The organism is Sorangium sp. So ce1335, assembly GCF_051521615.1.
In the GTDB taxonomy this organism is placed as follows: Bacteria; Myxococcota_A; Polyangia; order Polyangiales; family Polyangiaceae; genus Sorangium.
This window is the reverse complement of sequence record NZ_CP150363.1, coordinates 2,948,680-2,974,199: the sequence shown is the minus strand read 5'-3', so window position 1 is coordinate 2,974,199 and position 25,520 is coordinate 2,948,680. Positions and strand designations below refer to the sequence as shown.

Sequence of the window (25,520 nt, the reverse complement as noted above, 5' to 3'; positions counted from 1 at the left end):
GGCGCTTCCGTCGCGCGTTGCACGGGCATGAGGAACCAGAGCTCCCTGTCGCGCCGGCTGTATCTCGCCGGGTTTCTGCTGTCGACCGCGCCCCTGCTCGCCGCCTGCGCGCCCCAGGCGGCGCCCCAGGCCGTGAGCCCCGAGGTCAACACGATCACCGTCGTCGGCCGGGGCGAGGCCAGCGCGAAGCCGGACGTCGCCCGCGCGCAGCTCGGCATCGAGGTCATGGCGCCCACCGTCGCGGAGGCGACGAGGACGGCCGCCGCGCGCATGAACGAGATCCTGGCGGCGCTCAGGCAGGCCGGCGTCGCCGAGAAGGACATCCAGACGAGCAACTACTCGATCCAGCTCGTGCGGCAGCCCGACGTGCCGCCGTGGGCGCCCGCCCCCCTGGCGCTGCCCCAGGGGGCGTCCGCCGCGGCGTCCGCGCCGGCGGTCGCCTCACCCGCCGCCGCGCCCGCCACGCCTCCCAACGCGCCCGCGGCGCGCGGGCCGAAGGCGGCGCCGCCGCCCGACCTCGCGCCGGCCAGGCCGGCCCCGCCGTCGCACGTGTACCAGGTGAGCAACACGGTGACGGTCGCCATCCGCAACCTCGATCAGGTCGGCCCGGTGCTCGACGCCGTCGTGGCCGCCGGCGCGAACAACGTGTGGGGCGTCTCGTTCGGCCTCGACAAGACCGACCCGCTCGAGGCGCAGGCGCGGGAGAAGGCGATCGCGGACGCCCGGTCGCGCGCCGAGGCGCTCGCCAGGCTCCAGGGCGTCTCGCTCGGCCGCGTCGTCGCGATCAGCGAGATCATCGATTCGGGCCCCGTCTACGGCCGCATGGCCATGGCCGCCGGCTCCGTCGGGGACGCGGGCACCCCCGTCGCGCCCGGCGAGGTGCAGCTCGGCGCGCAGGTGAAGGTCGTCTACGCGCTGGACAGCGCGCCGGCCGGCGCGCGCAAGTGACGTCGCGGCGCGAGGGGCCGCGATCCCCGGCGCCGCTTCCGCCGGGCCCGTCCGAATGCAGCTCGATCCACCGCGCGCCGCCCGTGTAGGTACAGTTCCAGCGTCCGGCTCGGGCCGCGCGCCCCCGGCCCCTCGCACCGCGCCACCATGACCGCTCCGCCCTGCCCTCCCCTCCCCCGCGCCGCCGCCCTCGCGGCGGGCCCGCGCATCGCCGCCGCCGTCGCTCGCTCGCTCGCAGCGGCGGCGCTCGCCGCGTCGACCGCAGGCTGCCTCGTGATCTCGCCGCCCGAGTACGATCACCCCCCGACGACCGCGCCGGTGCTCACCGCGGTCTTCCCGCCGCCGTACCTGCCCATCCACGTCGACGGGCTGGACGCCAGCCAGGATTTCAGCGCGACGGTGCTGTCCGAGGACAACGGCGACCCCGTTCTTCTCGCCTTCTACATCGATTACGGGAGGCGCAGCCCCGGCGGGAACCCGTATCGAAGGTTCCAGCCCGTGCCGCACCAGGTCGCGGCGGCGACCATCGCCGGCGGACCGCGCTCCTTCACGGTCTCGTGGACCAACGACGGCCTGCCTCTCCCGACGGACGGGGTGACGCCAGAGCGGGAGTGCCACACCATCACGCTGATGGCGTCGCACGCCTTCAACCCGTGTTATTGCCCGGCCGATCCGGACGACATGAGCTCGCTCACCTGGCAGTTCATCAACTGCGACCCGAACGACCCGGCGTGCCCCGAGTCGTGTCCTGCGCTGGACTGCGAGACCACCCCGTGCCTCTTCTGCGATGACCCCGAGTTCCAGGCGGAGTGCGCGGATCCCTGACGCCGCGGCGGCGTGGTACATGGGGTCGGATGATCGCTCCGACTGACGTGCAGCTCGACGCCCAGCCACCCCCCGCGCAGCGCGGCGGGGTCGTCCGGCCCGCGCGCCGGCCGCCTGGGTGGATCGTCCCCGGGCCGCGGCCCGTGACGCCTCCGGACAGGCCGGAGGTCTGGCCGGGCCCCGGCGAGGACCTCTGCTACCTCTCGGGCGACTTCCGCATCCTCCAGCGGCTCGACGGGCACCGCTGGTCGGCCGACGACCAGGTGACAGCGTGGTTCGCGGCGGAGCGGGTCGCGCACGCGCCCCCGCGCCGCGCGGTCGACCTCGGCTGCGGCATCGGCACGGTGCTGCTGTTCACCGCGTGGCGCTTCCCGGACGCGCGCTGCGCGGGCGTGGAAGCGCAGGAGGTGAGCGCGGCGATGGCCCGGCGGTCGGTCGGGTGGAACGGCCTCGACGGCCGCTGCGAGGTGCGCCTCGGGGACCTGCGCGATCCGGCCTCGGTCGAGGGGCTCGGCCCCGCGGATCTCGTGACGGGGACGCCGCCGTACCTGCCTGTCGGCACGGGCATCGAGTCCGTCCGGGTCCAGTGCGGGCCGTGCCGCTTCGAGCACCGCGGCGGCGTGGAGGACTACTGCCTCACGGCGGCTCGGCTGCTCGCGCCCGGCGCGCCGTTCGTCGCCTGCGCGTCGGCGCGGCAGCGGGGGCGGGTGGAGGCCGCCGCGGCGGCCGCGGGGCTCGCGCTCGAGGCGTGGCGCGATGTCGTCCCGAAGGAGGGCAGGGCGGCGCTGTTCTCGGTCTATGCGCTGCGCCGCGCCGGGGAGGCGGCGCCGCCCCGCGACGAGCCGCCGCTCGTGCTGCGCGGCCAGAACGGCCGCTTCACGGAAGAGTTCGACGCGCTCCGCAGGGCGATGGGAACGCCGGTGTGACGCCAGCTCCCGTGGACTACGGTTCTCGGAGATCTCCAGACTGCGCCTCGGAGGCCGGCCGCTTCGGCGTGGACTGCGGCGCAGGGCCGCGGTAGTCGTTCGCGATGGGCCTTCGGATCACCCAGGTGGATGCGTTCACGGGCAAGCCGTACCGCGGCAACCCGGCGGCCGTGTGCATCCTGCCCGAGGCGCGCCCCGCGGCGTGGATGCAGGCCGTGGCGCGCGAGATGAACCTCTCGGAGACGGCCTTCCTCGTCGGCCGCGACGACGGCGGCTACGATCTCCGCTGGTTCTCGCCGGCCGTCGAGATCGCGCTCTGCGGGCACGCCACGCTCGCGAGCGCGCACGTGCTCTGGGAGACAGGCATGCTCGGGCCGGACGAGCAGGCGCGCTTCTCGACGCAGAGCGGCGTGCTCACCGCATCTCGCCGCGACGACGGGTGGATCGAGCTCGATTTCCCGGCCAAGCGCCAGGAACGGGCGGAGCCGCCGCCGGGCCTCGAGCAGGCGCTGCGCGTGGAGCCGCTCTACATCGGCCGGAACGCGCTCGACTACCTCATCCTGGTGGGCTCGGAGGACGAGGTCCGCGCCGCCAGGCCCGATTTCGGCCTGCTCGCGACGGTGCCCGCGCGGGGGGTCATCATCACGAGCCGGAGCTCGTCCAGGGACTTCGACTTCGTCTCGCGCTTCTTCGCGCCCGGCGCTGGGGTCAACGAGGATCCGGTCACCGGCTCTGCCCATTGCTGCCTGACGCCGTTCTGGGCGGCGCGCCTCGGCAAGACCGAGATGGTGGCGTATCAGGCCTCCGCGCGGGGCGGCGTCGTGCGCGTGCGCCTGCGGGGCGAGCGCGTCGATCTGGGCGGACAGGCCGTCACCATCATGGAAGGTGAGCTTCGCGCGGAGCCGAACATCCGGGGCGACAGCGCGCCGCCTTCCGATATACCACCTTCGCGATAGCGCATCGTCGAGAGGCCTTCTGGCCTGCCCGGCCCGATGCGAGGGTGTTCGTGGCGCCTGCGCCTTCGCGGCGTCAGCTCGGCTGCGAGACCAGCGGCAGCGTCTGCGCCTGGAACAGCGGGATTCCCTCGCGCGGGACGAGCGCGCCCTTCGCGGGCGAGGCAGCGCGCGGGCGAGCCGGACGAGCGGGCTTGTCCCCGGGCGCGGGCGCGGGCGTCGCAGCCTGCGCGGGCGCGTCGGAGAGGCGCTCGACCGGGGCCTCCCACGCGTTCCGGGTGCCGCCGGCCTCGTTGGCCTGGAAGAACACGGCGCGGAGCGCCCGCCCCTCGACGTCGGTCTCGACCGCCATCATCCAGAACCAGGGGCCGTCCGGCTCGGTCTCTTGACCCATGAACGAGAACGCCATCTGTCGCGGCTCGGAGCGGCGGTTGTGCTCGATGCGGGCCGCGTCGAGGTGTCGCTGGGACGGTCTGTCGGCCGGGCCTCGGTACACGCGCACGGCGATCCCCTCGATGTGGGGCATGAAGAACAGCCCGTCCCGGTGGACGGAGAGCCAGGGGTGTTTGCCGCTCTCCGACAGCTTGCAGAGGGCATGACCGAACCGCTCGTGCGCCTTGCAGCCGATTCCCCAGCTCGTGTCCCCCTCTTCGCGGTTCGCCTCGCCGAACGCCTTGTTGCGGACGTCGACCGCTGTTTGCGCCAGGAGGAGGAGCCGGCTCTGCTGGAGGACGGGGTTCAGCTCCCAGGGCAAGGTCGCATCCATCGGGACTGGCACGGTACGCGCGTTCACTGAAAAGTCAATCGGATCCGGCCCTTGCGCTTGGACGGGGGACGGCGCCGCGCGGGTGCCCTCCAGCACGGCTCCGCGCGGCGCCGCCGTGCTAGAGGGCGCCGCGCGCGCGGCGCATGCGCGCGCAGGAGGTGTCCTGTGGGAGGAGCGTTCGTCGGAGGGAGCGCCGCGGAGCGGCCGCTGGTGGGCGTTGGCGTCATGCTGGTGCGCGACGGCCGCGTGCTGCTCGCGCAACGGCGCGGCAGCCACGGCGACGGCAGCTACTCCTGGTGCGGAGGCCACCTCGAGCTCGGCGAGTCGTTCGAGGCCTGCGCGATGCGCGAGGTGCGCGAGGAGAGCGGCCTCGTCGTGAAGAAGCTCTCCTTCCTCTGCCTCAGCAACATCGTCGCTTACGGCAAGCATTACGTGGACATCCAGCTCCTCGCGGAGGAGTTCGAGGGCGAGCCGGAAGATCGCGAGCCCCACAAGATCGCCGGCTGGGGCTGGTACCCGCTCGACGCCCTGCCCACACCCCTGTTCCGCCCCGTCGAGCTCGCGATCGCGAGCTACCGCAGCGGCCGCCGCTACAACCCCTGATCCCGCCACGCCCCCCTTCCCCGCGCACTATTGAACCGCGTTCAACACTATTGACTCCAGTTCAATAACTGGTATGGATGCGCTCGGCGCCCGTCTTCTGGCGCACGCCGGCGCGCCGGGCGGGGGCTCCGCCTGCGCCGCGGCCGGCGCCGGAGGGCACCTCGGGAGAGCGAGCACCTCGCGAAATCACCGCGAAGAAGGAGAGCACGATGGTCACCGAGCAGCCGTCCCTCAGACCGCGCAAGCCGCCCGTCGCGTTCGAGCAGGGGCTCACGCGCCACTGGCTCGGCGGGGCGGCGGTGCCGACCCACATCGCCAACGCGGTCAACCTCCTGTTTCCCGCGGGCGAGCGCTTCTTCATCCGGAGCGTCGCGCGCTACGCCGACCGGATCGACGACCCGGCGCTGCGCGCGCAGATGAAGGCGTTCTTCGGACAGGAGAGCCACCACGCGAAGGCGCACGAGCGGTTCTTCGATCTGCTCCGCGGGCAGGGCTACGCGATCGACGGGTTCCTCCGCGTCTACGAGAAGATCGCCTACGACGGCATCGAGCGCCTCTGCTCGCACGAGCTGCGCCTCGCGGTCACCGCGGCGCTCGAGCACTACACCGCGATCCTCGCGGAGGACGCGCTCCAGGCGGGGACGCTCGACCTGGCCCACCCGACGGCGCGCGCGCTCCTGCTCTGGCACGCCGCCGAGGAGATCGAGCACAAGACCGTGGCCTTCGACGTGCTCAAGGCGGTCAACCCGAGCTACGCCCTCCGCCTGCTCGGCTTCGCGGTCGCCACGATCACGCTCTCGATGTTCTGGCTCGCCGCCCTGCTCGTGCTGCTCGTCCAGGAGATCCCCCGCCGCGACGAGCCTGGAGAGCGCCTCCCCTTCCACAGGCCGCGGACGATCGTGAAGGACGTGTTCCTCCGCGGAATCCGCGAGTACGTGCGCCGCGACTTTCACCCTTCCCAGAACGACAACATCCACCTCGCGAGGGCCTACCTCGCCGGGATCGGCGCGCCATGAATGCTGCCCAGAACGCGGACCAGAACGCGGACCAGAACGCGGACCAGAACGCGGACCAGAACGCGGACCAGAACGCGGACCGAGCGCTGGCCCCGTGATCGCAGGAACGATGTCATGAGCGGCCGCGCGCACGGGCACCACCTCACCGGCGCTCCGCCGCGGCGCGCCCCAGGTGCTCCGCGCGGTGCGCACCGGCGAGCGGCTGCTGCAGAGGCTGCCAGGGATCGACCGTCCCCTCGCGCGCCTCGCAGGCGGGACCGGGCCGCGCGCGCAAACGCTGCGCAGCCCACAAAACCAGGCGCGCTGAGCCGCGCTTTCTCCCGACACTTCCTCGATATCGCGCTCGACGCCGCGCGGTCGCGTGCTCAGCAGTGCCCGCGTACCGTGACGCTCCTGCGACACGCCCTCCGACGGCCGCGTGCACGGCGCTTCGCATCGGCGACGCGTGTCACTCGTCATTGATAGGCATGAGCAGGGCACGTATCATGCGCTCCATGGCAGACGCGGCGGGCGGCCCGCCTGGCTTCAGCTCCGGAAGCGAGAACGGCGGCGATCCCGCTGCGCCGCTCGTGCCCGACGTCGCAGATACGCTGCAGGGCGTGGACACGGTGGTGCGCGACCGGTCCCCCGTGCGCGTCGGGCAGCCGGTCGACAGGTACGACGAGAGCTCGACGCTGAGCGACGAGGACCTCGCGCTGGCCGCCACGCGCTCGAGCATGCACGACGGCGGGAGCCCTGTTCAGGTACCTCCCGACGGCACGATACTTGGTGGAGTCTATCGAATTCTCGGACGTCTCGGAGAAGGCGCGATGGGCGTCATCCTTCTGGCGCGCGACGAGCAGCTCCAGCGGGACGTGGCCATCAAGCTGCTCCGCCCCGAGCAGCTCGACAACGCGCAGATGCAGGCCCGGCTGCTCGCGGAGGCGCGGGCGATGGCGCGCGTCCACCACCCGAACGTCGTCGAGATCTACGCGTTCGGGGAGTACGGCAACGCGCCGTATTTCGTCATGCAGTACGTGCCCGGCGTCACGCTCGACAGCCACGTCCACAGCAAGGGCGGCCGGCTCGGCCTCGACGAGGCGCTGAGCATCCTCGACCAGGTCTGCCTCGGCGTCTCGGCGATCCACGCCTCGGGCATCGCGCACCGCGACGTCAAGCCGAGCAACATCCTCGTCGGCCACGCCCTGCGCGTCGTGGTGGCCGATCTCGGCCTCGCGAAGCGCATCCCCCGCGGCGACCGGATCGAGCTCGCCTTCTCCGGCACCCCGGCGTACCTGGCGCCCGAGGTCGCGCTGGGCCGGCAGCTCGACCCGGCGCTCCTGCCGCGCATCGACGTCTACGCGCTCGGGGTGGTCGCCTACTACCTGCTCGCCGGCCGCCTGCCTTTCCAGAGCACCAGCACGGTCGATCTGGTCATGCAGCACGCCTATCAGCCGCCGATCCCGCCGAGCGAGCTCTGCCTCGACCTCCCGTCGTCGTTCGACGCGCCGGTGCTCGCGGCGCTGGCCAAGGAGCCGGACCAGCGCACGGCGAGCGCCGACGCGCTGCGCGAAGCGCTGCTCGACGCGCGCAGCGCCATGCCGACGTACGCGCGCTCGACGCGCGTCATGGTGGCGGACGACAGCCCGTCGTTCCGCGCCTTCCTCGTCAGCGTCCTCGCGCAGGCGCTGCCCGGCGCGATCATCGAGACAGCGCCCGACGGCACGGCGGCGCTGGCCGCGATCGAGGCGAACCCCCCGTCGCTCGGCGTGTTCGACCTCGACATGCCCGGCCTCGACGGCATCGCCCTCACCGCGGCGGTGAGGAAGCTCCCAAAGGGAGGAGACTTTCCGATCATCGTGGCGACCGGGACCGGGGGCGCGGCCGACTGGCAGTGCCTGTCGCGCCTCGGCGCCTCGGCGTTCCTTGTCAAGCCGTTCGACGCGGGTCAGCTCATCACCCTGGCGCGCGCGTTCGTGGGCGTCGCCGACGAGCAGAAGCGCAAGCAATGATTACAAGAGCGAGGGCCGCGGCCACGGCTCCCCGGCGGGCGGCGTGGCGCGGGGCCGACCGGCGCGAGGGCGCCGGGGCTCCGCCGGGTCGGCGATGTCGAGGCTCCCGATGAACGACAGCGAGATCAAGGTCCTTCTTGTGGATGACGACGAGGTCGATCACCTCGTCACGCGCCGGCTCCTCCGCGAGGTATCCCGGACCCGCTACGACGTGACGTGGCTGAGCACCTCGGACGAGGCGATCGAGGCGCTGCTCGCCGGCGGCTACGACGTCTGCCTCCTCGACTTCCGGCTCGACGCCCGCACCGGGCTCGACGTCGTCCACGAGGCGAACCAGTTCGGCTGCGCGATCCCGATCATCATGCTGACGGGCGTCGGCGACGAGGCGATCGACATGGCCGCGATGAGCGCGGGCGCGGCGGACTACCTGGTGAAGGGGCGGTTCGACGCGCAGATCCTCGAGCGCACGATCCGCTACGCCATCGAGCACAAGCGGAGCCAGCTCAAGCTCAAGCAGTACGCCGACACGCTGGAGGAGAGCAACCGCCAGCTCCTCCAGATGCACGAGGAGCTCGCGGCGAAGAACGCGGAGCTCGTCCGGCTGAACGAGGAGAAGAACCGCTTCGTCGGCATGGCGGCCCACGACCTCAGGAACCCGCTCGGCGTCATCCTCGGCTACAGCGACTTCATGCTGATGACGCACCGGCGCGGCGAGCCGACCTCGCTGCTCCGGGAGGGCGGCGTCGAGATCATCGAGATGATCAGGAGCTCGAGCAAGTTCATGCTCTCGCTCATCAACGACCTGCTCGACGTCTCGATGATCGAGCTCGGCAAGCTGAACCTCGACCGGAAGAGCACGGATGTCGTCCAGCTCGTCGAGTCGAACGTCGCGCTCAACATGGTGCTGGCCGGGCAGAAGAGCATGAAGCTCGTCGTGGAGAGCGACGAGAGCGTCCCGCGGGTGGACGTGGACGTCCACAAGCTGGAGCAGGTGCTCAACAACCTCATCAGCAACGCGATCCACTACTCCCCGCCGGGCACGACGATCCGCGTCCGGGTCCAGAGCGCGACCGACCCCGCGGGCGCGAACGGGGGCGGCGGCGAGGTCATCGTGTCGGTCCAGGACGAGGGGCCCGGGATCGCGCCGGAGGACATCGGCAAGCTGTTCCGGCCGTTCGGCCGGGCCAGGACGGTCAGCACCGGCGGGGAGCGCTCGACCGGCCTCGGGCTCGCCATCGCGCAGCGCATCGTCGAGGGCCACGGCGGGCGCATCTGGGTCGAGAGCGTCGTCTCGAAGGGCGCGACGTTCTCCGTGGCGCTCCCGGTGTCGCAGCCGCCGGACGCCGAGGCCGCCGCCTGACGCTCAGCGGGGCTCCGGGAGCTCCTCGTAGTCGAGGTAATCGAAGTCGGCGGGCAGGCTCTGGCCCGTGAGATCGTGCGCGCAGAGCGCGGCGAAGGCGCCGGTGAAGCCGATGCCGAGCGAGGTGCGCTCGTCCGACAGGAGCGACGCGTCGAGCACCGGCCCGAGCGCGTCGAAGCGCTCTCCGTCCCGCGACCACGAGAACTGGAGGTCCTTGCCGGAGAGCTCGAAGCGGAGGTGGAGGCGCGGGGCCGAGACGGCGATCGGGCGCGCGAGCCAGGTCAGCTTCCCCAGCTCGCTGCCGAGGAGCGCGACCGAGGGCCCGAGGCGCTCGTCGTGGCTGAGCAGCGCGTAGAAGAAGTTCTCGTCGTCGTACAGGCACATGAGCCCGGCCATCTGCTGGAACGAGGTCGGCTCGAACTCGAGGCAGGTCTCGACGCGGCAGCGGATCGACTGGATGCGGCGCCCGACGACGCTCTGCCGGTGCAGCGACTGCGGCGACTCGCGGCCCCGGACGCGCAGGTGGCCGGGGCGCTCGCGCAGCGACACCCAGCTCTCGTCGGGCACGTCGCGCAGCGCCTGGTAGTCGACGCCGAGCGACGCCCGGTCGAAGTGGTCCCGCACCGGCGGCGCCTCGACGGGGTGGGCCGGCAGCCGGGGCGCCGGCACGCGGACGGCGGGCGAGCGCGGGCTGCCTGTGCCGTCGAGCGCGAGCCACCCGTCGTCGGTCCAGCGCACCCGCTGGATCGCCGTCTCGCGGCCGAGGATGCAGCGGCGCTCGCCCGGCAGCGGCCTCCCGCACAGGTGGGCGAGGTACCACTCGCCGGTCGACGTCTCGACGAGAGAGCCGTGTCCGGCCTTCTGCAGCTCGAGGCCCGGGTCGTGGCGCGAGGTCAGGAGCGGGGTGTTCGGGTCGACCTCGTAGGGCCCCTCGATGCGCCGGGAGCGCGCCAGGGTCGCGGCGTGCTCGTAGCCGGTGCCGCCCTGAGCCATGAGGAGGTAATAGTGGTCCCCGCGCCGGTAGAGGTGCGGTCCCTCGGTGAGGCCGAGACCGCTGCCACGGAAGATCCAGCGGCGCTCGCCGACGAGCCGGCGCTGCTGGAGGTCGAGCTCCTGCAGCACGATGCCGGGGAACTGGTCGTTCCCCGGGCGGTGGTCCCACACCATGTTGGCGAGCCACATCCGTCCGTCGTCGTCGTGGAACAGCGAGGGGTCGAAGCCGCCGCGGTTCAGCGCGATGGGCTCGGACCACGGCCCCTCGATGCGGCTGGCGGTGACGACGTAGTTGTGCGCGTCCACGAAGCCGCGGCCCCAGCATTTGACGTCGGTGTAGACGAGGTAGAACACGCCGCGCGCGTGCGTGAGGCAAGGCGCCCAGACGCCCCCCGAGCGCGGATTGCCGAGCAGGTCGAGCTGGGAGCGGCGGTCCAGGGCGTACCCGATCGGCCTCCAATGGCGGAGGTCGCGGCTGTGGTGGAGCCGCACCCCCGGAAACCACTCGAAGGTGGAGGTGGCGATGTAGTAGTCCTCCCCCACCCGGACGATGGATGGGTCCGGATGAAAGCCCCGGAGAATGGGGTTCTCGATGAAGGTCGGTTGGTCGGTCATCGCTGTCACCGCGGTCCCCGGGAGTGAGCCCGGAAGTAAACGGAAGCCCATGAGGCGCTGCTCGGGTGGCGCTGGATGCTGCTCGCGAGGCCACCCCGGGCGCGCGCGGGATGTCGTGCGTGCGGGCATCTTGCAGCGGACGGGCTGGCCTGTGCAACGAAACAGGACGGAGGCCGGCGCGCCGGTGCTTCGCAGACAACGGAATCCAGCGCCGCCCGCGCTGTAGGGGGGCGGCTCCCCGTGTGAGCAACCGGCGCTCCGCTCCGGTCACCTGCCGCTGCGGTATGTCGCCCGAAGAACCGCATCTTCTCCCCTTCCTTCGCCGGATTCCGCATTGAGCAGGCCATCCAGAAGGTGGATAATCCGCTCGATGCAACTTCACGGTCCATGGTAGCGCGAGACCGCGATGACCGACCGATCGCGGGCTGCGCCGTGCCGGACGCGCCCACGACCGCTCGCAGAGACACGCGGTGCCGTCGCCCTTGGACCGGGACGTTCTGACCGCGGCAGAACCGTAGACGACACATCGATGTGCGCAGGCTCCGTACCTCGCGCGAGGTACTAGGGAGGAGTAGGCAGTGGCGAAGAGAGCGCTAGTGAGAGGCGTGCTGACAGCGCAGGCCAGCGTGATGGCTGCGCTCCTGTTGCTGTTCGGACAGGGGTGCGGGGGCGACGACAACCAACCCGAGCCCCAGGAGCAGACCCCGCCGGAAGGGGAAGATAACGAGAACCCGCCCGACGAGGAGGAGCCCGACGAGGAGGAGCCCGACGAGGAGGAGCCCAACGAGGAGGAGCCCAACGAGGAGGAGCCCAACGAGGAGGAGCCCGAGGGGCAAACCGAGTTCGTTTCGGCCGACGATCCCTTCACCGAGGGTTTCCTCGGCGAGGAGGAGGAAGAAGAGGAAGAGGAGGAGGAAGAAGAGGAAGAGGAGGAGGAGAACCGCGAGCTCGAGGAGGGCGACATCTACCGCGTCCTCGGCAACGGGCAGCTCCTCAACCTCAACCCCTACCGCGGCCTGCAGGTCATCGACATCCAGGACCCGACGAACCCGAAGTTCCTCGGCCAGATGCAGATCGCCGGCACCCCGGTCGAGATGTACGTCGTCGGCGATCGCGCGGTCGTGCTCCTGAACGACTGGGCCGGCTACCAGCTCAAGGCCGACGGCCTCACCGTGGAGCGGCGTACGGGCGCGACCGTCCTGTTCATCGACATCGCCGATCGCACGGCGCCCAAGCTCCTGTCGCAATACCCCGTCACGGGCGCCATCATGACGAGCCGCCTCGCCCGCGGCGAGACGGCGACCTCGCTCTACGTCGCCTCGAACGGATCGGAGCTCGCCGAGATCGCCCCCGGGCAGTACCAGTGGGTCGCCAAGACCCGGGTCAGGAGCTTCGATGTGGGCGCCGACGCGCTGATCGAGCGCAACGAGATCGAGCTCGGCGACGCCGTGACCGCCATCCACGCCGAGGCGGACGTGCTCCTCGTGGCCCGCTACAACTACCGCTGGTCGGAGGAGGCGAGCCAGATCTCGATCATCGACATCTCGAACCACGACGGGTCGATGGTGGAGCGCGGCAGCGTCAGCACGGCGGGCTTCGTGCGCTCCCAGTTCCACATGGACTTCCGCGACAACATGCTGCGCGTCTTCTCCGGTCCGCGGTGGGCCGACGGGACGCCCAGCTACCTCGAGACGTGGGACGCGACCGACCCCGAGAACCCGGTGCCGATCGACAGCGAGGACTTCGGCGCCCAGCAGTCGCTCTACGGGGCCGTCTTCCTCGACGACCGGGCGTTCGCGGTCACCTACCGGAACCAGGACCCGTTCCACGCCTTCTCGATCGATCCGGACGGCAACATCACCGAGGAGAGCGAGTTCATCGTGTCCGGGTGGAACAACTTCTTCCGCCCCGTCCTCGGCGCGACGCGGCTCATCGGGATCGGCGTCGACGACGCGAACGGCCGCCAGCTCGCGGCCAGCCTCTACGACATCACCGACCTCACCAACCCGACGCCCATGATCGCGCGCTCGACCGTCGACAGCGTCGCCCAGGGCTGGAGCTGGTCCGAGGCCGACTGGGACCACCGCGCCTTCACCGTGCTCGACAACGCCGTGGACGCGGTGGCGCCGACCGGCGAGGCCGAGACAGGCCTCGTGCTGCTGCCGTTCTCCGCGACCCGGTACGTCGACAACTACTACCGGCCGTTCTCCGGCGTGCAGATCTTCACCTTCTCGGGCACCACGTTGACCCGCCGCGGCGTGATGGAGCACGGCACCCCCGTGCGCCGCACGTTCCGCGCGGGAGACGAGGCCACCGCGAACGTGTCGGACGAGGCGCTCACCCTCTACGATCAGGACGCGCTCGACACCCCCGACCAGCTCGGGAAGCTCGAGCTCGCCCCGGACTACACGCGGGTCCTCGCGTTCGGCGATCACCGCGTGCGCATCAAGGTGCCTTACGACCTCTACTGGACCCCGCCCGCGAACCGGAAGCTCAAGGCGGAGGTCGTCCCGAGCACCGGGCCCACCCAGCTCGCGCAGCCGGTGGCCAGCTTCGACCTGCCGATCAACGCCCAGATCCACCAGGTCGGGGACCTGCTCGTGTCGCTGACCACCACCTTCGAGAACTGGGTCGGCAAGGTGACCCACATCGAGGTGATCGACCTGTCCGATCCGACGGCGCCGCGGCGCGCGGGCACGCTCGACACGAGCGACCTGCCGGCGACGTCTGTCTATTACGGCGGGTCCCGGTCGTTCCAGACCGTGCACCCCGCGCGCGACGCCCTCGCCTTCCTGCGCGTCATCGGCCACACCGAGGACCTCGGGGTCGGCTGGAGCTGCCGGACGAACACGATCAGCCAGCCGAACTGCTTCGGCCAGGAGGGGTGCACGTACGTCGCCGGTGAGCGGACGTGCCGCAGGATCGGCGGCGACGAGTACTGCAACGGCGGGTTCGCCGAGTGCGTCGACCACCCCGGCGCCGACACCACCTGCACGCCCATCGAGGTCGGCCGGGAAGACATCCCGAACGTGACGTCGACGTACTGCTACGAGTACGTGCCGCGCCGGAGCTGGGCGCAGATCGAGGTCCACGTGGTCGATCTCTCCGACCCGGACAACCCGACCCTGGCGCCGGCCATCGCGCTGCCGGACGACAGCGAGACGGTCAACGTCCTCAACGACAACGGCGAGCTCTACTTCAACATCAAGCGCTCGCTCGGCGCGCCGGACGACCCGCGCCCGCACACGCAGTACTTCCTCACGCACCTCAACCTGACCGATCCGTCGCAGCCCGCGATCGATCCGGGGATCAACGTGCCCGGCGAGATCCTCGCGATCCAGGGCAACTCGATCTACTCGAGCGACAGGGTGTGGGGCGACCAGTTCATCGAGACGGCGATCGCCCGGCTCGAGCTGCAACAGGGGCTCGCCTACCTGAAGGAGTACCAGCGCTTCCCGAACCGCCTCGTCAACACGATCTCGATCGACGGACGCGGGCTGCCCGTCCTGACCCACGGCCTGATCTGGCGGCCGACCTACGGGATTTACTACGGCTGGGATCCCAACCAGAAGCTGACGACGCTCTCGCCCTGGGCCCCGGGCGAGGCGCCTACTCCGCCGCCGGATCCGGAGAACGAGAACCCCGCGCCCCCCGAGTTCGACCAGCTGTCGACCGTCCGCATCGCGTCGTGGGCGTCCCTGCGCGCCACCGCCGACATGCGCGCGTTCTTCGAGGTGCCCGGCGGCGCGCTGGCGATCTCCCTCGAGCAGCCGGAGGCGCCGAAGGCGCAGGCGTTCTTCCACCTCTGGGGCTGGCCCGAGCGGTTCGTCGTCAGCGGGGAAGAGGTCATCTTCGCGGCCGGCCGCTACGGCATCCACCAGATCGACCGCGAGACCGTCAACCTCGTCCCCTACCTCGGCGAGTAGCGACACACCGGGACAGGCCGGCCAGGGCTGAGCGCCCAGGCCGGCTTGCCCGAGCCCGGAGCCGCCGCGACGTGGCCGAGCGGCCACGCCGGCGCGGCAGGGCGATCAGCTCCAGGAGATAGAACCCGCCCCACGGCACATCGGCCCCGCCGTCGCCCGGGCCATCCGCGCAGCGCAGCGCGGCGCGGCGATCGCCGGATCGCGCGCGCAGGAGCCGGCAGTACGCGGCGCGACGCGCTCCGGCCAGCCCCCCGCGCAATCCGCGCAAGAAGACGCAGGGCGCGCAGGCATTTCGCGCGCGCGGCAGGGCGCGCCGAGACGGCCGCGCGCTGGCCGGCCATCCTGGCCGCCTGGGAGGCCACGGCCGCGGGACAGCGCCGCGCGGAACAGCCGTATGTCCGGAGATCACCGGGCACGGCAGCAGGCCGAGATCTTGCAATGATTCCCGTCAGCTCCCGACGCTCGCGGGACGATCAAGGCGAGCGCGGTCGAGTTCTTGGCCCACGCATGTACGCCGATGTAGGCAAACGTGGGAAGAGGTTAACGTGCGAACCCTGGGCATCACAGCACTCATGACACTTCTCGGCGTCGCGGCCTCGAGCTGCGGCAGCCAATCGCACACGGAAGAAGGCGACGCCCGGACCGTCGACATGCGCGAGGGATCGGGGGGGATGTCCGGCCTCCCGGAGATCGCACCCCAGCAGGAGGCCGCGCCTGCGCAGGAGGTTGCCTCTGCGCAGGAGATGGCGTCTGCGCAGGAGGTCGCGCCGCAGCATGAAGTCGCGCCGCAGCAGGAGGAGGGCGCGCCGCAGCATGAGGTCACGCCCCCGCAGGCAGAGGCCGACGAGCCGCAGGAGGATCCCGCGGCGACCGAGGCGCCGGTCTCCTTGCCGGGATCGACCGAGGGCTGCCCCGACGGGATGGTGCGGGTGGAGGGCGAGTATTGCCCCGCCGTGGTGCAAGAATGCCTCGAGTACCACCCCGAATGGACGAAGCGCCACGGCGAGCCGGGCGTGGCCGCGCGGTGCTTGCGTTTCCGTGAGCCGTCGCGCTGCGTCGCAAAGAAGACCGAGAGCCTCTCGTTCTGTATGGATCGGTACGAGTACCCGAACGTTCCGGGCGAGCTGCCGCGGACGCTTACCTCGTGGGAGCAGGCCGCCGATCTCTGTGCGGCGCAGGGCAAGCGGCTGTGCACCGAGGCCGAGTTCAACTTCGCCTGCGAGGGGCCGGAGATGCAGCCTTATGTCTACGGCTACGAGCGGGACGCCGAGACGTGCAATCAGGACCGGGAGTACCGCTTTCCGGACCACTCGCAGCGGCTGCTCCATCACGAGGCCTGCCAGCAGAACGCGCGGTGCGCCGCCGAGGTCGCGCGCCTCGACGGCCGCGAGCCGGCCGGCTCGCGCGCTGCGTGCGCCTCGTGGGCAGGCGTCTTCGACCTGAACGGCAACGTCAACGAGTGGGTCGTGCGCACCGACCAGAAGGCCCCCTACCGCAGCGGGCTCAAGGGCGGATGGTGGGGTCCGATCCGGAGCCAGTGCCGTCCGATGACGACCTTTCACAAGGAAGACGACTACGGCTACGAGGTCGGCTTCCGCTGCTGCGCGGACGCCGAGCCGCAGGCCGAGGAGTGACCGCGGCCCTCCCCGCGCCGCGCGACGTCTCCTCGGGCCTCCCCTCTTCGCAGGAGCAATCCCAGAAGCAATCCACGCGGCCGCAGGCCTGCGCCGCCGGGGCGCAGGCCCCGCGCCGAAGGTGCAGGCTCAGCCCGGTCCCGTGTACGTGAACTCCAGGATCGCTCCCGGGTTGCTCAGGGCCGTCGTGGATCCACCTGTCGGTCCGCTCGTGTTCCCCGACGTGTCCGTGATCACGTAAATTGTCCGGCCATCCGGGCTCAGCGCGAGGTCGCGGTAGCGGTTCGTGGTCTTGAAGTGGACGACGGGCTCGCCAACCGGGGGGTCCTCTGTCGCGCTCAGCTTCACCCGGTACACCGCGCCCTTCTTGAGGGTGGTCATCAGCAGCGAGTCCTCCCAACCGGGGATGCCGGACTCAGCAACATAGGTGTGGAGCGAGGAGGGCGCGATCGTCGGCCAGCAGATGTAGCCGCTCGACCCGCACGCCGGATCGCGGAAGTTGTGGTCGTTGCCGACCGTGTAGAAGGTGGCGAGCGGCGCCGTGAAGTCGGGGTGGCTCCACGCGCTCTCCTGCTGCTGGGGGACCGAGGAAGGGGGCGAGTAGTCGTCCCACGGGAGCGACGCGCAGGGCGTCGGGCTCGAGGCCGACCAGTTGGCGTACGTGTAGGCCTGGTTGTCCTGATAGCCGGCGACGTGCGGCCAGCCATAGTTCTTGCCGGGCTGGATGAGGTTCAGCTCGTCGTCGCTCTTCGGCCCATGCTCGTTCGAATAGAGCGCGCTGCCGTGGAAGGTGAGGCCCTGCGGGTTGCGGTGGCCGTACGAGTAGACATGGCTGCGGACGCCGGCGATCTGCGGGTTGTCGGACGGGATCGAGCCGTCGAGGTTCAAGCGCAGGATCTTGCCGGCGTACTTCGACCAGCTCTTCGCCGCGACGTCGGTCGCCGTGGGCAGATCCTGCGAGCCGACCGGGAGGCACTTCCTGTTGAACTGGTTGTTCCCCTGATCCCCGACGGTGTAGTAGAGCTTCTGATCCGGGCCGATCAGGAGCCGCGCGGAGTTGTGATCGTCGCTCCCGGGCAGGCCCGTGATGATGTCGACAGGGCTCCCCAGGGTCTTCGTCGTGGAGCTGTACGTGTAGCGACGGATCTTCGTCCTGCGGTTCACCGCTGAGCCCGGGTCGGCGTCATAGGTGTAGGAGACGTACACGTAATCCCTGCCCGTGCCCTGGAGCAGCTCCGGGTGCAGCGCCAGGCCCAGCACCCCGTCCTGCCCCCCCGACTGGTACGCTTCCGAGATGGTGATCGCGGTCGTCCTCTGACCATCCGACGGTCTCACACGCACGACCCGCTTCCCCACGCGCTCGGTCAACCACAGATGGCCGTCCGGCCCCCAGACGACCCGGTTCGGAAACGACAGCCCGCGCACGACCTCGCGCGAAGCGAAGGTCGCTTCCTCGTCAGCGAAGTCAGCAGCGCCCGCCCCCTCCGCGGCGGAGGGCTCGCTGGCGCCGAGGGGATCTTCGTGGGCTCCGAGCGGACCATTCAGCGGATCCGTGGGGCCGCATCCGATGAAGATCCATGAGGCCGTGGAGAGCAAACCAACCTGAGCCAGGACGACAGTTGAGCGGCGTGAGAGAAAGGCGGACATACGACTACCTCGCTGTTTGTTTTGAATGACGGCGCTGACCAGGTAGCGCCGTCCCAGGGCCCGGCGGACACGCTGAGCGAGCTTCCGGCGTGAAACGCGGATCGCAGGGCGTCCGTTGCGTCGTGCCTTGGTAAGACAGAGGTCTTTACTATGAGCAGCGATTGTCAAGCCGAATCTGGATCACGATGCGAATGGCTCAGCGCGCGAGTCGACGCTCGCCCGAGGACATGTCAGGTGATCGAGCCATGGCAGGTCAGGTGATCCAGTAGACGGCAGCCAACGGACGCAAAGGGAGCTGTCGCATAGACCTCCGCGATTTGCGAGCGGCTCATCGACTGGAATGTCGTTGAGTTCGCCGGGGATGCTCGCTTTGCAGGCAGGGCTCGTTGTCCACCTCGCACCGGCGCAGGTTCGTCCCTGGAGGGCGCCGGCCTGGACCTGCTGCGCCGCGGGTGCCTGCGCCTCGGGCTCGCTCCGCCCGCGGCTCGGTCGCGCGCCGAACGTACGGAGGGATCCGGTTTCGCGGAGCGCCGGACAACGCTATGGAGCAGGCCCATGGTCGAGCAAAGCACAGCGGACAACGAGGAGCGGCAGCCGGAACGCACCGAGCCGGTCGACGGGCGCGCGCCGGACGAGAGCGCGACGGAGGCCGCCGGAGAGGCGGCGGAGAGCGGCGCGGCGGCCTCATCCGAGGGCGCCACGGCGGCGGCCGGGGACACGGCGGCCGCGGCGACGCCCTCCGGCGCGGCGGCTGCTGACGCGGCGGCGAGCGCCGCGACGACCGCCGCCCCCGCGACCGCCGGCGCCTCCGGCGCGGGCGCCGCTGGTGCGCGGCCGCGCAGGGTCATCGACATGCGGCGGCCGCGCACGCCGGCGCCCGCGCAGGAGGCTCCGGCGCGGCGCCCGGCGAGCCCCGGGGCGAGCCCCGGGGAGCGTGGGCCCCGCGAGCGCCGGGCGCGCGATGCCGGGGCCGCCGAGCGCGGCGCTCGCGAGGGACGAGCCGCCGATCGCGAGGCGCGCGACGGCGGGCCTGCCGAGCGGCGCTCGGCGGACGGGACGAGGGCGCCGCGGGACGGGGCGGCACAGCACGGCCGGGCAGGCGCCGAGGGCGCCGGCGGAGGCTCCAAGGAGCGGGCGCCCGGGCCGCGCGCTGCGACGGCAGCCGCCTCGCGGGACCGTCGCGCGCCGGCCGCAGGGGCTCCCGCCCGGCGCGACGAAGGGCGCACCGCCGCGCCCGCCAAGGAGAAGGCCGCTCCCGCCGCCGGAGAGCCCAGCGCACCCCGCAAGACAGCCCGGCAGCCGCAGCGGGCCGAGGCGCAAGGCGCGGCGCCGGCGCCGCCGCCTCCGCAGGAGCCGGAGACGACGGCGGCTCCGGAGCCGCGCCGGCAGACCGCGTGGGTGCCTCCCCCGAGCGCCGCGTTCCCGCGAAAGAAGAAGCCGGCGCTCACCGCCAAGGAGGCGATGAAGGCCAAGGTCCAGGCGCGCTCCGGCAAGAAGGCAGCGAAGCCCTCGCCGGACGGGGAGGCCGACCGCGCAACGGACCGCGCCGCGGACGCCGGGAACAACAAGCCTGGCGACGCGGCGAACAACACCCCCCACGAGGCAAGGAACAACAAGCACCGTGACGCCGCGAGCAACAAGCCTCGCGATGCGGCAAGCAAGCCTCGCGACGCCGCCAGCAAGCCCCGCAACGCTGCCGCGACGACGTCCCCCGACGCCGCGCCCACGTCCGCACGCCGCAGCCAGGAGCAGGCGGCGAACGCGCCGGCCAGGAAGCCCGGGCTGCTCCGCCGCCTGCTGAACCTGTTCCGGCGATCCGGATAACGGCGCTGCCGTCACCCATCCAGCATCACGGGCCGCGCGTCCCCCGGCGCCTTCCGCCCGGCACACAACAGCTCGGACTCCTGGTCACGGCGCCCAGGTCACAAGGTGGCGCGCGCGCCGCGGCGGCACCGCAGATTCAGGAACCGCCCGGTAGGCCTCCTCGACCGCATGCCTCATCCTGGCTCGCGGGAGGCGCCCGCATGAACAAGACTGACGTGAAGAAGCTGAACGAGCTCATCCAGCTCGACGCCGACGCGGTGCTCGCTTACCAGCAGGCGCTCGACGCCTGCGAGGTCTCCGAGATCCGACGGAAGCTCAAGAGCTTCCAGGACGATCACCAGCAGCACATCAACGATCTCGCCGAGATCGTCCGCGCGAGCGGGGAGGAGCCGAAGATCAAGCGCGATCTGAAGGGGTTCTTGATCGAGGGCTTCACCGCGATCGCGAGCCGAGGGGACCGCAGCGCGCTCCTCTCGATGCTCGGCAATGAAGAGCTGTCGAATCACATGTACGAGGCCGCGCTCAAGGCGGATCTCCCGAAGGAGGCGCGCGCCGTCGTCGAGCGCAACCGCGGAGACGAGGCGCGGCACCTCGCGTGGATCAAGGAAGCCATCGCCGCGCGCCTCTGGGAGACGAAGGAGGGCGCGGCCGCCGTCGAGCAGGACGAGCACCGCAAATAGCGCGCCCGGGCGGGCGGCGCGCTGGACAGGTCCTCCAGCGCGCGAGCGACGCGGCGCGAGGCGCGCGGCCTCAGCCGGTTTGCCCGCGCCCGACCGTCGCTCCGGGCAAGCCCGCGCCCGACCGCGAGGGCGCGATCAGAGCCGGCGCACCTGGATCGCGTGCGGATCGGCCCGCTCCACGCCGGCGCCGTCCTGGTTGGTGATCGGCGTGATCGCCTTGAGCTTGCCGCTCTTCCCGGCCTGGGTCACGTGGATGACGCCGACGCCGGGCGTGCTGCCGACCGAGGCGTGCGGGTCGCCGCTCAGCGGCGTCGGACCGCGCAAGGTCACGAAGACGCGGTTGCCCGAGGGCGACATGGCCATGAGGTCGGGCGCGGGATCGCTCGAGTACGGGCCCTTCAGGTCGACCGTGCCGAGGTGCGCGCTGGTCTTGACGTCGAAGACCTCGGCCACGCCCTGGATCCGGTCCAGCACCCAGACGGCCCGGCCGTGCTTCGTCAGCAGCATGCCGTGGGCGTCGCGGTCCGGCGAGGCGTCGGTGAAGACCACCTGCGGCGGCGGGGTGTTGACCGGGTTGGTCGGCGCGTAGCCGTCGAGCGGGAACCGGTACACGTCGAACTGATCCAGGTTCGCCGCCGTCCCACCGCCGGAGTCGATGAACATCGAGGCTCCGGCCTCCACGCCGCCGCAGCCGTTGCCGTGCACGGTGGCCGCGTCGTACTCGCCCACGATCTGCATCGGCGTCGCCGTGGGGTCCACGACGAACAGCCCGCCTCCCCGCAGCGTGATGAAGCCGTAGGAGCCGGTGGAATCGATGATCGGGCAGATGGGCGCGTTGTCAGGCCGGATGCCCGGGAACTGGCAGGGATCCCCGCTCGGCGCGATGCAGCTGACCAGGTTGAGGGTCGCGGCGTGGTCCCACGCGAACGTGCCCGCGGCGTAGTCCGTCGTGATCCGCTCGATCAGCTTGCCGTTCTGGTTGGCCACGAGGATGTACGAGTCGTCCGGCGCCGGCACCGCGGCGTGGGCCTGCCGCGCCTCGTCGGCGCCCGGCGAGGAGCGGAGGCACGCGACCGGCTCGCGGGTCGCGGCGTCGAAGATCGCGACGTGGCCGCTGGCCACGAACGAAAGCACCGCGTGCGTGTGGGCGGCGTTGAAGAAGAGCATGTGCGGCCGCACCGGATTGGCGCCGGTCTGCTCGAAGCACAGCGTCGCCGTCTCGCCGCCGAGGTCGATGACCTCCGAGGCGACCTGCTGGACCCCGTGGGCGCCCGTCAGGCTCTGACCATTGTAGATGTAGAGGGTGCCACCGTAGGTCAGGCCGCTCGTGTTGGACTGGTCGACGGCCCAGACCTCGAACGGCTGCTCCTCGGTGGACGCCCCGAGCTCGGTTTCTGTCGCGGCCTCGCTGGCCGCGAGCCCGGTGGAGCCGACCGACTCGACGCAGGCGGGTAACAGGCATAGACCGATCGTCACCCCGAGAAAGGGGCGAAGTGACATCCTCATGACGTGCTCTCCCAGCTTTGGTGAAGGCCGAAGCCTCTCATCGACCGGCCCGCGAAGGACCGCGGCCGGCATCGGACACTGGGCTCGAGCATTGCATGGCGCACAGTTGTGCCGCAAGCGCGGGCTATCGATATCGCACGGCGCCGCCGCGGCGCTGGTCAGGGCCGCGCTTCGCCCTCGTCAGTCCCGTCAGTGCCGTCAGCCCTGTCAGCATTGCCGACGGGCGCCGCATCGGCCCTCGCCGTGGTGAGGTGCTCGATCACCATGCCGGCGACCATGGCCGCGGCGAAGGCGAGGACGGCGCGCGAGCCGGTCGCGAGCGAGACGAGCGCCGGCCCGGGGCAATACCCGGCGAGCCCCCAGCCAACGCCGAACAGCGCGGCCCCGGCGAAGAGGCGCACGTCGAGGCCGGCGCGGGTCGGGAGATGCACGCGGTCGGCCAGCAGGGGAAAGCGCGGCGCGCGCGCGGCCCCGGCGCGCGATGCAGCGCGCTGTCGCCCCTCTTGCCAGGCAAGGACGCGGTAGGCGAGGAGGTGCACCGAGATCGCGCCCGCCATCACGAAGGCGAGGCTCGGGTCCCAGTCGCCGGCGACGTCGAGGAAGCCGATGACCCTGGACGGCTGGGTCATGCCGGAGACGCCGAGCCCCACGGCGAACAGCGCGCCGGCGAGGAGCGCGAGCGCGGCTTGCCTCATCGCGCGGCTCCGAGCCCGTGCAGGCTGACGTAGACCGTGACGGCCGCGGTCGCCATGAACGTCATCGTGGCGCAGAGCGACCGGAACGACAGGCGGCTGAGGCCGCAGACGCCATGACCGCTCGTGCACCCGTTGCCGAGCCGCGCGCCGTAGCCGACGAGCAGCCCCGCCACGACAAGGAGGCCGAGCGGGCGGCCGTCGCCCCCGGGGGGGAAGGCGCCCGGGTGCGCGGCCGCGAGCGCGATGCCGCCGAGGAGGAGGCCAGCCACGAACGCCGCGCGCCAGACCGCGTCTCCAGGACTCCGGAGCCGGACCAGGAGCCCTCCGAGCACGCCGCTGACGCCGGCGACTCTGCCGTTGAAGAGGAGCAGCAGCGACGCGCTGAGTCCGATGAGCACCCCGCCGACGAGCGGGCCAGTCACGGTGAATTCATGCATGATGAGGCCTCTCCGATGAAGGCCGGCAGCATAGCAACGCGCGGCGACGCGCGGCGCTGGTCGCACATCTCTCCCGCAGACAGCGCGGCGCCAGAGATCGCTTGACGCGCCGCCCGACTGGGCGGGTGGGGTTGAGAGCGGACATGTCGCACCCGGCGCGGGCGGGTCGGGGGCGAGATTGTGCCGGAGGCCGGGGGTGCTGGTGTATACTCATCGGTCGATGGCCCAAGCAGGCTCGGATGCGGCGGAACCGGCTTCATGGCGCAGGATTCCGCGGGTCGGGGACATCATCGGCGGCAAGTACCGCGTCGAGCGGGTGCTCGGGCGCGGCGGCATGGGGCTCGTCGTCTCGGCGCACCACGTCTCGCTGCGCCACCGGGTCGCGCTGAAGTTCCTGCTCCCCGAGGGGCGCACGACCCCCGGCGCCGTCGAGCGCTTCTTCCGCGAGGCGCAGGCCGCGGCCGCGATTGCCAGCGAGCACATCGCGCGCGTCATCGACGTCGGGCACACCGACGAGGAGCTGCCGTACTTCGTGATGGAGTACCTGAATGGCATCGACCTCGAGGCGCTCGTCGAGACGCGCGGCCCGCTGCCCATCGAGCAGGCGGTGAGCTACGTGATCGAGGCCTGCGAGGCGCTCGCCGAGGCGCACGCGCTCGGGATCGTCCACCGCGACCTCAAGCCCGGCAACCTCTTCCTCGCGAGCCGCAAGGACGGCTCGACCCTGATCAAGGTGCTCGATTTCGGCATCTCGAAGGCGTCCGACGCGAGCGTCCTCGGCGCGAACGCGAAGCTGACGGCATCGTCGGTGGTGCTGGGCTCGCCCCGCTACATGTCGCCGGAGCACATCCGCAGCATCCGGACGGTCGACGCCCGCAGCGACATCTGGGCGCTCGGCATGACGCTCTACCAGCTCCTGACCGGGCGGCTGCCGTTCGAGACCGAGTCCGTGTCGGCGCTCTTCGTGAGCATCGTGACCGACCCTCCGGTGCCGCCGCGCGCGCACCGGCCGGAGATCCCGGTCGAGCTCGAGTGCATCCTCCTGATGTGCCTGGAGAAGAACCCGGCCCGCCGCCCCCAGACGGTCGCCGAGCTTGTCGCGCTGCTCGACCCGCTGGCGTCGGAGCCCGCGCGCCGCAAGGCGGCCCGCATCCTGCGCAGGGCGATGGGCGGCGAGACAGAGGACGCGCTCCCGGCGCCGGGCCGCCCGAGGGCTGTCGACGAGGACGCCCAGACCCTGACCGGGCCGCACAAAGCAGCGCCGGCGTCCAGGTGCGTCGCGATCGAGCGGCCGAACGGGCCCACCTCGTCGGTGCCGCCCACACAGGCGTCTCCGGGCGACGCGGCGCCGGCGACGGCGCGGTCGCCGTCGGCGCCGCCGGTGCGGGCGCCCGCAGCCAGCCCGGTGCCGGCGGTGACGATCGCGCCCCCCGCGCCGGCGCCAGCGGCCGGCCTGGTACCTGCGGCGACGCTGGCGCCGTCCGTGCCGGCGCCAGCGGCCGGCCCGCGGCCGGGCTCGACGACGGCGCCGTCGGCGGCGCCCCCGGCCGACCCGCTGTCGGAGACGGCGGCGCTCCCCGGCGAGCTGCAGGCGGCGGCCGCGCCGCATGCGCCGCACGAGCGCGGCCCTGCGGGCCATCCCGCGCGCGGGCGGCACGGCCGGCGGCTCGCGCCGGTGGCCGCCGCGCTCGTCGCGATCCTCGGGGGCGCGGCGGCGCTCGCGTGGCTCGGGGGCGCGGCGGCGCCTGTCGCGCCCGCGCCGCCCGCCGCCGCGGCGGCCGCGCCGGTCGCGCCCTCGGCCGACGCGCCTCCGGCGCCCGCGGGCGCGGATCCCGTGCCCTCGTTCCTCCCGCCCTCCGCGACCCTCCTGCCCCCCGTGGCCGCGGCCGCCGCGGCGAGCGGGTTCGCCGCGGCCAGCGCCGCGCTCGCGCCCGTGAGCTCGGCGAAGCCGACCCGCCCGCGCGCGACGCTGCCGGCGGGCAGCGGCGAGGCGGCGGCCGCCGGTGAGCCCGCGGCCGCCGGCGGCGAGCCGGCGCCGGCGAGGTCGGCGCGCCTGCGCGAGCACCGCTAGAACAGCATCACGTTGAGCGAGCGAGAGATGAACCGCCAAGACGCCGAGGACGCCAAGAAGAAGACAATGTCTTGGCGTCCTTGGCGCCTTGGCGGCTCGAAATT

20 protein-coding genes are annotated in these 25,520 nt (G+C 71.9%); 13 read left to right on the top strand and 7 right to left on the bottom strand.

Going from position 1 to position 25,520, the window contains the following annotated elements:
• The first annotated feature begins 27 nt into the window (after positions 1-27).
• The 4 genes from WMF24_RS11100 (at position 28) to WMF24_RS11085 (ending at position 3,655) form a co-directional block, all read left to right on the top strand.
• Complete coding sequence (locus WMF24_RS11100; RefSeq protein ID WP_437736359.1) at positions 28-948, top strand: SIMPL domain-containing protein; 921 nt, start codon at positions 28-30, stop codon at positions 946-948.
• A gap of 147 nt (positions 949-1,095) precedes the next feature.
• Complete coding sequence (locus tag WMF24_RS11095; RefSeq protein WP_437736358.1) at positions 1,096-1,773, top strand: hypothetical protein; 678 nt, start codon at positions 1,096-1,098, stop codon at positions 1,771-1,773.
• A 29-nt stretch (positions 1,774-1,802) separates the two neighbouring features.
• The gene (locus WMF24_RS11090) at positions 1,803-2,699 is read left to right on the top strand and encodes a tRNA1(Val) (adenine(37)-N6)-methyltransferase (RefSeq protein ID WP_437736357.1); all 897 of its coding nucleotides are present in this window, start codon (positions 1,803-1,805) and stop codon (positions 2,697-2,699) included.
• Positions 2,700-2,803: 104 nt separating this feature from the next.
• Positions 2,804-3,655 (top strand): PhzF family phenazine biosynthesis protein, encoded by an 852-nt coding sequence (locus WMF24_RS11085; protein ID WP_437736356.1) that lies wholly within the window; start codon positions 2,804-2,806, stop codon positions 3,653-3,655.
• Positions 3,656-3,728: 73 nt separating this feature from the next.
• Here WMF24_RS11085 and WMF24_RS11080 read toward each other — a convergent pair whose 3' ends face one another.
• On the bottom strand, positions 3,729-4,418 hold the full coding sequence (locus tag WMF24_RS11080) for a hypothetical protein (protein WP_437736355.1): 690 nt from the start codon (positions 4,416-4,418) through the stop codon (positions 3,729-3,731).
• Positions 4,419-4,583: 165 nt separating this feature from the next.
• Here WMF24_RS11080 and WMF24_RS11075 point away from each other — a divergent pair, with 165 nt between their 5' ends.
• The gene (locus WMF24_RS11075) at positions 4,584-5,021 is read left to right on the top strand and encodes a nucleotide triphosphate diphosphatase NUDT15 (RefSeq protein WP_437736354.1); all 438 of its coding nucleotides are present in this window, start codon (positions 4,584-4,586) and stop codon (positions 5,019-5,021) included.
• Positions 5,022-5,082: 61 nt separating this feature from the next.
• Here the strand turns inward: WMF24_RS11075 and WMF24_RS11070 are convergent, their stop codons facing one another.
• Positions 5,083-5,238, bottom strand: coding sequence for a hypothetical protein (locus WMF24_RS11070; protein WP_437736353.1), 156 nt, complete (start codon positions 5,236-5,238; stop codon positions 5,083-5,085).
• Between WMF24_RS11070 and WMF24_RS11065 the strand changes: the two genes are divergently transcribed.
• From WMF24_RS11065 to WMF24_RS11055, 3 genes are all read left to right on the top strand, one after another.
• Positions 5,231-6,037, top strand: a complete 807-nt coding sequence (locus WMF24_RS11065) for a metal-dependent hydrolase (RefSeq protein ID WP_437736352.1) — start codon at positions 5,231-5,233, stop codon at positions 6,035-6,037. The genes WMF24_RS11070 and WMF24_RS11065 overlap by 8 nt on opposite strands.
• Positions 6,038-6,522: 485 nt before the next feature.
• Complete coding sequence (locus tag WMF24_RS11060; RefSeq protein ID WP_437736351.1) at positions 6,523-8,028, top strand: protein kinase domain-containing protein; 1,506 nt, start codon at positions 6,523-6,525, stop codon at positions 8,026-8,028.
• A 109-nt stretch (positions 8,029-8,137) separates the two neighbouring features.
• The gene (locus tag WMF24_RS11055) at positions 8,138-9,388 is read left to right on the top strand and encodes an ATP-binding protein (protein ID WP_437736350.1); all 1,251 of its coding nucleotides are present in this window, start codon (positions 8,138-8,140) and stop codon (positions 9,386-9,388) included.
• A 3-nt stretch (positions 9,389-9,391) separates the two neighbouring features.
• Here the strand turns inward: WMF24_RS11055 and WMF24_RS11050 are convergent, their stop codons facing one another.
• Positions 9,392-10,996, bottom strand: a complete 1,605-nt coding sequence (locus tag WMF24_RS11050) for a glycoside hydrolase family 43 protein (protein WP_437736349.1) — start codon at positions 10,994-10,996, stop codon at positions 9,392-9,394.
• Between the two features lie 605 nt (positions 10,997-11,601).
• On the opposite strand from WMF24_RS11050, the gene WMF24_RS11045 reads away from it, so the two are divergent.
• Entirely contained in the window at positions 11,602-14,922 is a 3,321-nt protein-coding gene (locus tag WMF24_RS11045; RefSeq protein ID WP_437736348.1) for a beta-propeller domain-containing protein, read from the top strand.
• Between the two features lie 572 nt (positions 14,923-15,494).
• On the top strand, positions 15,495-16,556 hold the full coding sequence (locus WMF24_RS11040; RefSeq protein ID WP_437736347.1) for an SUMF1/EgtB/PvdO family nonheme iron enzyme: 1,062 nt from the start codon (positions 15,495-15,497) through the stop codon (positions 16,554-16,556).
• 129 nt (positions 16,557-16,685) lie between these two features.
• On the opposite strand, the gene WMF24_RS11035 is transcribed toward WMF24_RS11040, so the two are convergent.
• Positions 16,686-18,152: a glucose/sorbosone family PQQ-dependent dehydrogenase gene (locus WMF24_RS11035; RefSeq protein ID WP_437736346.1), complete on the bottom strand. Its 1,467-nt coding sequence runs from the start codon at positions 18,150-18,152 to the stop codon at positions 16,686-16,688.
• A 606-nt stretch (positions 18,153-18,758) separates the two neighbouring features.
• Here WMF24_RS11035 and WMF24_RS11030 point away from each other — a divergent pair.
• Positions 18,759-20,027, top strand: a complete 1,269-nt coding sequence (locus tag WMF24_RS11030) for a hypothetical protein (RefSeq protein ID WP_437736345.1) — start codon at positions 18,759-18,761, stop codon at positions 20,025-20,027.
• A 200-nt stretch (positions 20,028-20,227) separates the two neighbouring features.
• Positions 20,228-20,707, top strand: a complete 480-nt coding sequence (locus WMF24_RS11025; protein WP_437736344.1) for a DUF2383 domain-containing protein — start codon at positions 20,228-20,230, stop codon at positions 20,705-20,707.
• Between the two features lie 135 nt (positions 20,708-20,842).
• Here WMF24_RS11025 and WMF24_RS11020 read toward each other — a convergent pair whose 3' ends face one another.
• The 3 genes from WMF24_RS11020 to WMF24_RS11010 all read right to left on the bottom strand — a co-directional run bounded on the left by WMF24_RS11020 (position 20,843) and on the right by WMF24_RS11010 (position 23,345).
• A complete protein-coding gene (locus WMF24_RS11020; RefSeq protein ID WP_437736343.1) occupies positions 20,843-22,213 on the bottom strand; it encodes a hypothetical protein in 1,371 nt (456 codons plus the stop codon).
• 158 nt (positions 22,214-22,371) lie between these two features.
• Positions 22,372-22,908 carry a DUF6691 family protein gene (locus WMF24_RS11015; RefSeq protein WP_437736342.1) on the bottom strand — a complete coding sequence of 179 codons (537 nt, stop codon included), beginning with the start codon at positions 22,906-22,908 and terminating at the stop codon, positions 22,372-22,374.
• The gene (locus WMF24_RS11010; RefSeq protein WP_437736341.1) at positions 22,905-23,345 is read right to left on the bottom strand and encodes a YeeE/YedE family protein; all 441 of its coding nucleotides are present in this window, start codon (positions 23,343-23,345) and stop codon (positions 22,905-22,907) included. Before WMF24_RS11010 ends, WMF24_RS11015 begins: the two co-directional genes overlap by 4 nt.
• A 220-nt stretch (positions 23,346-23,565) precedes the next feature.
• On the opposite strand from WMF24_RS11010, the gene WMF24_RS11005 reads away from it, so the two are divergent.
• Positions 23,566-25,416 carry a protein kinase domain-containing protein gene (locus WMF24_RS11005; RefSeq protein ID WP_437736340.1) on the top strand — a complete coding sequence of 617 codons (1,851 nt, stop codon included), beginning with the start codon at positions 23,566-23,568 and terminating at the stop codon, positions 25,414-25,416.
• Positions 25,417-25,520 lie beyond the last annotated feature (104 nt).